The organism is Pararhizobium sp. P1_E7, from assembly GCF_056405855.1.
Map to the genome: position 1 here is coordinate 1 of NZ_JBFUBH010000094.1, position 8,614 is coordinate 8,614.

Here is an 8,614-nt window from a genome sequence, read left to right on the forward strand (position 1 = left end):
TCCTTGGCCAGCGTCGGTGCGAGGACCGCGGTCGGATCGAGTTTCGCACCCAGAAGGCCAGCCGGCAGTCCGGCGTCCCAGAGCATGTAATCCTGATCGTGTCGGATCAGGTAGCAGCTGTCGGTCAAGGTGCGCTTCTCGCCGATATGATTGAACGTATCGGAAAACAGCGAAAGGTCACGGACCTCGATCTCGCCGCAGTCGAGCCGCCAAAGCTCGACGTCGGCGGAATAAGCGGTGGATGCCGTCAGGGCAGCGCCGGCGAAGAAGATCGTTGCAATCGGGTTCATGGTAGTCTCCGTGGATGGTGACCGCTTCTAACGCACCTCTCGAGCGGTGCAGGGTCCGATTCGATCGATTTTGACCCCGAAACGCTCATGGGCCGGGTTTTTTCCTGGTTCGCTCTGAAGTAACTTTCCCGCCATGAATATTCATTACAAAAATAACGACGACGCCCATCTCCGCTCCATGCTGGTGGAACGCTTACGGCCGATGATGGCGCCGAACGGCACCGCGGGCCGCTTCGCGCGCGGCAGGCAGCTGTTTTCCTACTGCTCCATCGACAGGGAGCGGCTGAGGGCGGTCGAGCTTCCCTGCCCGGTCATCGGCATTTTGCTGCGGGGGCAGAAGGAAGTCTGGCTCGGCGATACGCCCCATGTGTTCGAACCGGGCACGGTCTTCGTTCTGCCCGGACGGGTGCCGATGGATGTCGTCAATATTCCTGCCGGGCCGACCTCATCCTATGAATCTCTGCTGCTGGAGGTGCCGGCTCTACCGTCAGGTGTGACGCCGCTTACGGGAGGCGAGAAGGAGAGCATTCGCAATGGCGACAGACAGTTTCGCGTACCACTCGATCAGGATCTCGTAGATACACTGGTTCATGCGGCAACGGCGATCGCCAGCGAAGCTCTGGGCGAAGCGGTCAAGGCGGTGCGGCTGATGGAAGTGTTGACGCTCCTGCGGCCGATCCCTGCCGCCCGTCCGCTGTTCGAAGCGAGCCTGTCGGACGAAGTCGCCTGGCTGATCGGAAGCGCGCCGTCGGAGGCCTGGACGGTCGAGCGCGTCGCAGAGCATCTCGGCTTTGGGGCTTCGACCCTTCGCCGGCGTCTTGCGGCCGAGGGCACATCCTTCCGCGCGGTCGTCCGGGTTGAGCGGCTTCGCGCCGGCCAGAGAGCCCTTGCATCCGGCGCATCGAGCTTTGCCGCCGCCGAGGCCGCCGGCTACGCCTCGCGCTCGCATTTCGCCCGGCGATATCGGGAGAGCTTCGGCCAGTCGCCAAGCGGTCGTCGCCCCTGATAACCAGGTGTGCGGTTCGATTACTTTCAAGGCGGTCATCGTGACGAGGATGGCCTCGCCTCGAAGACAATGGAGCCTACCGCTGTGTAGGTTTCTTCTCAAGGTAATGTGGATAACTGGGAGCTTGGCAACGCGTGACTGGCCCATGAGCAAAACCGGTCAGCCGCGTCGTTCTTTCGCCGATGCTGAAACAAAAGGTAATTCCGGTCGCAGTTTTCGGGAACATCCGACAACAGAACCAAGTCTCCTCTCTCCAGCTCGGCGCATATCAGCGATGTAGGGCACAGGGCAACACCGTGCCCGGCGATGGCGGCAATGCTCAAGAGATTGAAATCGGCATAGACGGTACTGGAGTTTATGCTCTCGGATGCGACGCCACATTTCTGAAGCCATCTGGACCAGGCAGTGCGATCCTCATCGTGCAGCAATGTTGCTGCGCTGAAATCTATGCCATCTCCAGTTCTCGGCGCGCGTGCCAGATAGCTTGGTGCACAAACCGGGCGAACTTCACCCGCCAGAAGTTTTGTCGCCGAGTAGGGGCCTTCATATGGCCCATCCAGATAGGTGATCAGAATGTCGAGCTCGGACAAATCGATCCTATCCCCTGCAAGGGCATACGAGATGTTCAGGGAAATCTGCGGATTGGCATTCTTGAAATCTGCGATTTTGGGAATGAGCAAGCGAGAGGCGACGGACGGAATGACTGCAACTCGCAACTGGTTCGGCACCACGCTTATTCTAAGCGTATCAAATATATCGGCTACTCGTTCCAAATCTCTGTTGAGCTCTCGAAACAGCACTTCTGCTCGTTTGGTTACCCTGACGCCCGACACGTCGCGGTGGAATAGCTCGACCCCACACCAATCTTCGAGCTTTTTGATCTGCTGGCTTACAGCGGAGTGAGTCACGCATAGCTCGTCTGCAGCTTTCGAGAAGCTGGAAAGACGGCCTGCTGCTTCGAAGGCGCGCAGCCAATTGAGAGGGGGCAAGTGACTCATGATGTTAGATAATCTTACATCATGCGTTAGAAAGCAACGTTTGCCTTGGTCATTGCCGCCGGTGATAAATGCTGCCAGCTGATGGCTCCAGAGTGAGGAATTCATGAAACCCAATCCGATAACCACCGCACCCGCGGATGCTGCCGCACGCAAGGCAATCCAGCCGCTGGTCTGTTATCCGGTCGAGACGCTGCCCCGGCCGGATTTGGCGGCTTACCAGGCGCTGCGCGACGATCTTGAGCTTATCGAAACGGTTGTCGTGCCTCCGCGGGCGGCTGCCACCTGGACGGTACCTGCGGGGCACTTCTGCCGCATAGTTTGCAGCGAGGGGCCGCAGGTCGGGGATCTCAACCTGTTCAACGCCAATGATCTGAAGGAGCGGCTCTATACCGGCAAGACGCGGGCACTGAACGGCACCCATGTTGGGCTTGGCGATCAGCTGTTCTCCAACTTTCCGTATCTGCGTCCCATCGCCACTATCACGCATGACACGCTGGACTGGTACGGCTTTGATGAATTCGGCGGCGCGGTGCATGACGTGATCGGTACGCGCTGCGACCCCTATACGCATAATCTGCTCAGCCAGGGAGGGCAGTACCACTATTGCTGCCACTCGAACCTCACCCGCGCTTTCGCACGCAAGACCGGCATGGCGCCGCAAGAGGCGGAGACCTACGTGCACGATGTACTGAACGTGTTCATGTGCACGGGCTTCATGCGCGATACGGGGCAGTATTTTATGAAGGCGAGCCCGGTGAGGCCGGGCGATTACATCGAATTTTTCGCCGAGATCGATCTTCTTGGCTGCATGTCGGCCTGTCCGGGCGGGGATTGCTCGGCGCAACATTCTTCCGATACGGCGAAGTGCTATCCGATGCTCGTGGAAATTTTCAAGGCAAAGGGCCTGCCGGAAGGCTGGGTGCCGCCGCCGACCAGCGGCTACGACGGCACGCACGGGGAATGAATGTAGCGCCGGAAAACAGCTCACGTTGCCGGTATTTCTTTCAGAAGCGTTCACAAGGTCCACGAATAGGCCCTGGAGGCGCAGGATCGACTGCTGGGAAGCGGCTCTCGTTCCGTCCCGCGATCAGTGCGCGTTTGTGGTCGTCGGAAGGAGTGGGTTCGGCAACGTCGTCGCCGATCGGTTAGGTTTCCAACGCAGCATGTACCGTCCGCGCTCTGACATCGCGAGCCGTTGGATGAGGCCGTATTCCCAGTGCCCGAACTGCTTGCGCTCTGAACGACGTCGGGCCGGTAGAGAATGTTGACGTCCGGGGTGAACCGCCGACCATGGCGGCGTCTGGCGTGCCGTGGCCGGCGCCTGGCGCGGTGCTCCGGCAGATGCGGCCATAGCCTTATTGCTTGGCCGTCCGAGGAATAGGCGAACCCTCTCGTTCCTTGCAAGGATAAGTCATTGTTATCTATTGCAAGTCGTACTTCATCCTTGAACCCACCCCGGCTACAGGTTCCAGATCGATAAGATACCTTATGGAACTGGAGCAGGCCCTGAACGTCTTATGGACTGAGACAACGGTCGCTGCATACTTACGGCGAAGCGATCGGAACGGATCTATCAGCCTGAACAACTCATGGCATTCCTGTCTCCGGCCGTCGGCGCCTTAAGCTCCGTTACCTGCCCCTTGTTCTGCATCTTCAAAAATCGGCGCTGCTTTGTCTCCGCCGCCAACCTTATGCTCATCCAGCGGCATGGTTAAAAGATTGATCGGTGTGGAGACAGTCGTCGCTGCCAACCGACCAATGCCCCCCGCCGTTCCCAGGCGAACCGACGCGCCGGAATGTGGGCCACGAATGGCGCTCAAAAAATGGGCGGCGGCGCTGTCGAGTCTCTTTCGACAAGAGACGGTTTCAGGGCGATCGGTCCCTCAACCGGTCCTCTTCCGAGAACCGCTCGGATAGCGATTTCCGCAATCTCCTCGATCGGCTGGCGAACCGTGGTCAATCGGGGCAGGACGAGAGAGGCCAATGGAATGTCGTCAAATCCGACGATGGACAGATCTTCCGGAACCCGGATGCCCAGGTCCCGTGAAGCGCGCAGCAATCCGATTGCCTGTTGATCATTCGCCGTAGCGATCGCGGTCGGGCGAACGTCTGCATCTCCATTCAAAAGCCTGCGGCCAAGCGCTTCTCCGGACTTGTAGTCGAAGTTGCCTTCGAGAACCGTCAGTTCCACAGCGCCTTGCGACCGGTTGGAAAGCACCTCCTGGATCTGGTAGCGAAAGCCGTTCAAGCGCTGTATCGAAACATCTGTTGTGGAAGGGCCGCTGATGTAACCGATCCTGCGATGACCGAGCTCCAGAAGGTGGCTTGCCGCGAGCCGACCACCCTCGAAATTGTCGACCGCCACCAGCGAATGCCCGGTCAATGGGCGGTCTATCGTAACGCTCACCAGGCCATCGGGCAAAATTCCCCCGACCAGGCTGCCGCTGACCGGCGCGATGACAATCCCGGCAGGCACGTGGCCGAGCAGGCTCTGAACCTGTTTGCACTCGGCTTTTGGGTCATCATGCGTGTTTGCCAACAAAACAGAGTATCCCGCAGCCGAGGCGAGGGTCTCCAAATGCTTGGCCAGTTCCGCGAAATACGGATTCGTGATGTCAGGGATGACAAGGCCGATGATATCCGACTTGTTCAGCCGCAGGTTCCTGCCAAGACTGCTCGGTCTGTATCCCAGCCTCTCGATAACCGCTTCAACCCGTTGCCGGATTGCCGGATTGACAGTCTCATTTTTAGCCAGCACGCGGGACACGGTTCCAACAGAAACTCCGGCATCCCTCGCCACATCCTTGACGGTAGGGTTCAACGCGATCTCCAAACGGTTTCGTCCGCATAGCATAGTTTCGTCCCCCGCAGAGACAATTTTGTCGAAATGAAACGTTTCATATTGACGCTTTGAAATTTTCCGCATAGGTCATTCTAACGTTCTCATAGATTCTATGAAACGTTTCATCAGCGGCTGGAGGGCCGCTGAACCAACGGAGGATGGACATGAAATTCTTTACAGCCGCATCTATTCTTGCGCTCTCGCTCGCGACCGCACTGCCGACCATCGCGTCCGCGGCAGACAAGCCGGTCGTCGGGCTGGTCATGAAGTCGCTTGCCAACGACTTCTTCAAGAACATGCTGGAAGGCGCCGAAGCCCATGCCAAAAAGCGCGGTGACTACGAGCTCAAGGCCATCGGCATGCAGAACGAAACGGATTTCGAAAGTCAGCTGAACGGCGTGGAGAATTTCATCACCCAGGGCGTCGATGCCATTGTGATCGCGCCGGCCGACTCCCGCGCAATGGTCGCCCCGCTGAAGAAGGCGATGGATGCCGGAATTACCGTCATTAACTTTGACGTCTCGCTCGACGAGCAGGCGAAGAAGGATGCGGGCATCGATCTTGCCTTCGTTGGCCCGGACAATCGTGGCGGTGCCAAGATGGTCGGCGAAGCTCTTGCCAAGTCGCTGGGCGCGGGAGGCAAGGTTGTCATCCTTGAGGGCAATCCTGGTGCTGACAACGCTGCCCAGCGCAAGCTTGGCTTCGAAGATGCAATCGCCGAGGGCAAGCTCGATCTTCTGGACTCTAGGACTGCGCATTGGGAAACGGAAGAAGCCAACTCCGTCTTCTCGACAATGCTGACCGCGCACCCCGACGTCCAGGGCGTCCTGGCCGCCAATGACTCGATGGCCATCGGCGTCATCAAGGCGCTGGACGCCGCCGGTCGTTCGGACATCAAGGTCGTCGGCTTCGACAATGTGCCGGCTGTCGCTCCGCTTGTGAAGGACGGCAAGCTGCTGGCCACCGTGGACCAGTTTGGTTCGCAAATGGCGGCCGACGCGATCGACAAGGCACTCGAAGTCGTGGCCGGCGGACCGAAACTCGAAGGCTGGGTCAAGACCAACATCGAACTCGTCACCAAAGACAACGTGAAGTAACCCCGACAACTCGCGCCGCACTGGACGTCTCCGGTGCGGTTCTCTTCCCGAAGGGGTTCCCATGACATATCCGGATTCCCGCGTAGCGCAGGCTGCCGCGGCCGAGACAACGCGTGTACCCATCCTCGACCTGCACGACGTCCGCAAACGCTTCGGCGGCACAGTTGCGCTGAATGGTGTGACATTGTCCATTGCGCCCGGCGAGGTACACGGGCTTATCGGCGAGAACGGTGCTGGCAAGTCCACTCTGATCAAGATCCTCTGCGGCATCGTAAAACCCGATTCAGGAGCAATCAGGCTGGCGGGTGAAGCCTATGAGCCCCAGACGCCACATGATGCGAAGGCGCGCGGACTTCAGGTCGTGCATCAGGAGTTCAACCTGCTTCCCTTCCTTTCCGTCGCGGAAAACATCTTCATCGAGCACCTGCCGCGCAATCTGTTTGGCGTGGTCAAGCGCAACGACATGAATGCACGTGCCCGCGCCGCCCTCGATGCCATTGGTCTGAAGGATATCGACGTCCGTTGGCCGGTGGAGCGTCTCGGCATCGCACACCGCCAGTTGGTCGAAGTCGCCCGTGCGCTCATGACAGAGAGCCGTGTCCTCATTCTCGACGAGCCGACCGCGACGCTCACGTCCCGCGAGACGGATCGGCTTTTTGCCATCATCAACGACCTGCGCAGCCGTGGCGTCTCGGTGATCTTCGTCTCACATCACCTGGACGAGATCTTCCGCATCTGTGACCGCGTCACAGTTCTGCGCAACGGCGAGACTGTTTTTTCTCGCCGGATCGGCGAAACCAGCCATGACGAACTCGTGCGAGGTATGGTGGGTCAGCAGTTGCAGAGAGAAATGGCAAGTGAGGCGATATCCAGCGCAGGGCAGGACACCGCCCTCTCGCTCGTCAATTTCCGCCATGCTCAATCGCCCCATGCGGACGGCATTTCGCTTGATCTGCACAAGGGCGAAATTCTGGGAATTGCGGGCCTTGTGGGCTCGGGCCGGACGGAATTGCTCCGCGCGATCTTCGCAGCCGAGCGGCCGCTCTCGGGAACTCTTCTGAAAAACGGCAAGCCCATCACGTGCCGCTCGCCTCGCGAGGCAATCCACGCCGGTATCGGCTTCGTAACCGAAGACCGCAAGGAAGAGGGCTTGATCCTGACGATGCCGATCGCTGCCAACGTAACGCTTGCGTCGCTGTCGAGCATTTCGCGGTTTGGCCTGCTCGACCGGAAGGCGGAAATCGCGGTGACTGAACAGCTCGGCGCTGATTTGAAGCTCAAATACGGCGGTCCGTCGAAACATGCCGCCACGCTTTCAGGCGGCAACCAGCAGAAGGTGGTTCTGGCCAAGTGGCTGGCACGCAATCCGCAGGTCCTGCTGCTCGATGAGCCGACCCGCGGTGTCGATGTCGGGGCCAAGGCGGAAATCTATGCGCTGATCCGTAGGCTCGCCGGAAAGGGTCTGGCTTTGCTGGTCGTCTCTTCCGAGCTACCGGAGCTGATGACGCTTTGCGACCGGATCATGGTGATGTCGCAGCACCGTATCGTCGGCGAGCTGCCGCGTGAGGATTTCTCCGAAGAAAAGATTTTGACCTTTGCCTATCAGGGCGAACGAAGACAGACGGGGCACTAACGATGCAATCACTTGATAAGACAACGCTGAACGCGCCCACCGAGTCATCTGTGTCGGGCATGTCAATGAAACTGCTGCTGCGCGATGCCGGCATAGGAATCGCACTGCTGCTTCTGATCGTTTTCTTCTCGTTGAGCACCGAGCATTTTCTGACGCCCAACAATATCTCCAACATCCTGACTCAGATCACGATCAACCTCATTCTTGCCATTGGCATGACGTTCGTCATCCTGATCGGCGGCATCGATCTGTCGGTCGGATCCATGCTTGCCTTCTGTGCGGTTGTGGCGGGTACGGTGCTGACCATCCCCGACCTTTCCGTGACCCAGGCTGTCGGTCTTGCAACGCTCGCGGCTATTGGCACGGGCGTCGTCTGCGGCTTTCTCAATGGCTGGATCAGCGCCTATTGGGGCCTGCCGTCCTTCATCGTCACGCTCGGCATGCTCAACATCGCGCGTGGAGCCGCTCTGCAAGTGACCGATGCGCGTACGATCTATTCGTTCCCACCAAGCTTCAATGCCTTTGGTTCGCAGATGGTGGTCGGCGTGCCGGTGGTATTTCTCATTGCCCTGGCACTGGTTGCGGTCGCGTGGTTCGTGCTGTCCAAGACAGTCTTCGGCCGCTTGCTCTACGGGATCGGCAACAATGAGGAGGCCGTGCGCCTCGCGGGTCATTCTCTGATGTTCTACAAGGTGGCGGCCTTCACAATCGCTGGCGCGCTGGTCGGGATTGCAGCCATGGTCTACAT

8 protein-coding genes and 2 pseudogenes are annotated in these 8,614 nt (G+C 59.1%); 5 read left to right on the forward strand and 5 right to left on the reverse strand.

Going from position 1 to position 8,614, the window contains the following annotated elements; genetic code table 11:
• Nucleotides 1–290 (reverse strand): annotated as a pseudogene (locus AC1D17_RS26320) (N-acyl homoserine lactonase family protein); the annotation flags it as partial.
• Between the two features lie 133 nt (nt 291–423).
• Here AC1D17_RS26320 and AC1D17_RS26325 point away from each other — a divergent pair.
• Nucleotides 424–1,296 carry a helix-turn-helix domain-containing protein gene (locus tag AC1D17_RS26325; RefSeq protein WP_477568216.1) on the forward strand — a complete coding sequence of 291 codons (873 nt, stop codon included), beginning with the start codon at nt 424–426 and terminating at the stop codon, nt 1,294–1,296.
• 98 nt (nt 1,297–1,394) lie between these two features.
• On the opposite strand, the gene AC1D17_RS26330 is transcribed toward AC1D17_RS26325, so the two are convergent.
• On the reverse strand, nt 1,395–2,399 hold the full coding sequence (locus AC1D17_RS26330; protein ID WP_477568217.1) for a LysR substrate-binding domain-containing protein: 1,005 nt from the start codon (nt 2,397–2,399) through the stop codon (nt 1,395–1,397).
• Between AC1D17_RS26330 and AC1D17_RS26335 the strand changes: the two genes are divergently transcribed.
• Entirely contained in the window at nt 2,398–3,258 is an 861-nt protein-coding gene (locus AC1D17_RS26335) for an urea carboxylase-associated family protein (protein ID WP_477568218.1), read from the forward strand. The two genes, AC1D17_RS26330 and AC1D17_RS26335, sit on opposite strands and share 2 nt — an antisense overlap.
• A gap of 231 nt (nt 3,259–3,489) precedes the next feature.
• On the opposite strand, the pseudogene AC1D17_RS26340 reads toward AC1D17_RS26335, so the two are convergent.
• The 3 genes and pseudogenes from AC1D17_RS26340 to AC1D17_RS26350 form a co-directional block, all read right to left on the reverse strand.
• A pseudogene (locus AC1D17_RS26340) lies at nt 3,490–3,680 on the reverse strand (IS30 family transposase); the annotation flags it as partial.
• A gap of 233 nt (nt 3,681–3,913) precedes the next feature.
• The gene (locus AC1D17_RS26345) at nt 3,914–4,045 is read right to left on the reverse strand and encodes a hypothetical protein (protein WP_477568219.1); all 132 of its coding nucleotides are present in this window, start codon (nt 4,043–4,045) and stop codon (nt 3,914–3,916) included.
• Between the two features lie 65 nt (nt 4,046–4,110).
• Entirely contained in the window at nt 4,111–5,220 is a 1,110-nt protein-coding gene (locus tag AC1D17_RS26350; RefSeq protein ID WP_477568220.1) for a LacI family DNA-binding transcriptional regulator, read from the reverse strand.
• A gap of 80 nt (nt 5,221–5,300) precedes the next feature.
• Between AC1D17_RS26350 and AC1D17_RS26355 the strand changes: the two genes are divergently transcribed.
• The 3 genes from AC1D17_RS26355 to AC1D17_RS26365 form a co-directional block, all read left to right on the forward strand.
• Nucleotides 5,301–6,233, forward strand: a complete 933-nt coding sequence (locus AC1D17_RS26355) for a substrate-binding domain-containing protein (protein WP_477568221.1) — start codon at nt 5,301–5,303, stop codon at nt 6,231–6,233.
• A gap of 61 nt (nt 6,234–6,294) precedes the next feature.
• Entirely contained in the window at nt 6,295–7,866 is a 1,572-nt protein-coding gene (locus tag AC1D17_RS26360) for a sugar ABC transporter ATP-binding protein (protein WP_477568222.1), read from the forward strand.
• 59 nt (nt 7,867–7,925) lie between these two features.
• Nucleotides 7,926–8,614, forward strand: a 689-nt coding sequence (locus AC1D17_RS26365) for an ABC transporter permease (RefSeq protein WP_477568223.1), incomplete at its 3' end; no start/stop codon positions are given.

Coding starts and splice junctions, on each gene's coding strand:
- AC1D17_RS26325 (WP_477568216.1), top strand. CDS start 424: ATGAATATTCATTACAAAAATAACGACGACGCCCATCTCCGCTCCATG.
- AC1D17_RS26350 (WP_477568220.1), bottom strand. CDS start 5,220: ATGCGGAAAATTTCAAAGCGTCAATATGAAACGTTTCATTTCGACAAA.
- AC1D17_RS26335 (WP_477568218.1), top strand. CDS start 2,398: ATGAAACCCAATCCGATAACCACCGCACCCGCGGATGCTGCCGCACGC.
- AC1D17_RS26330 (WP_477568217.1), bottom strand. CDS start 2,399: ATGAATTCCTCACTCTGGAGCCATCAGCTGGCAGCATTTATCACCGGC.
- AC1D17_RS26355 (WP_477568221.1), top strand. CDS start 5,301: ATGAAATTCTTTACAGCCGCATCTATTCTTGCGCTCTCGCTCGCGACC.
- AC1D17_RS26360 (WP_477568222.1), top strand. CDS start 6,295: ATGACATATCCGGATTCCCGCGTAGCGCAGGCTGCCGCGGCCGAGACA.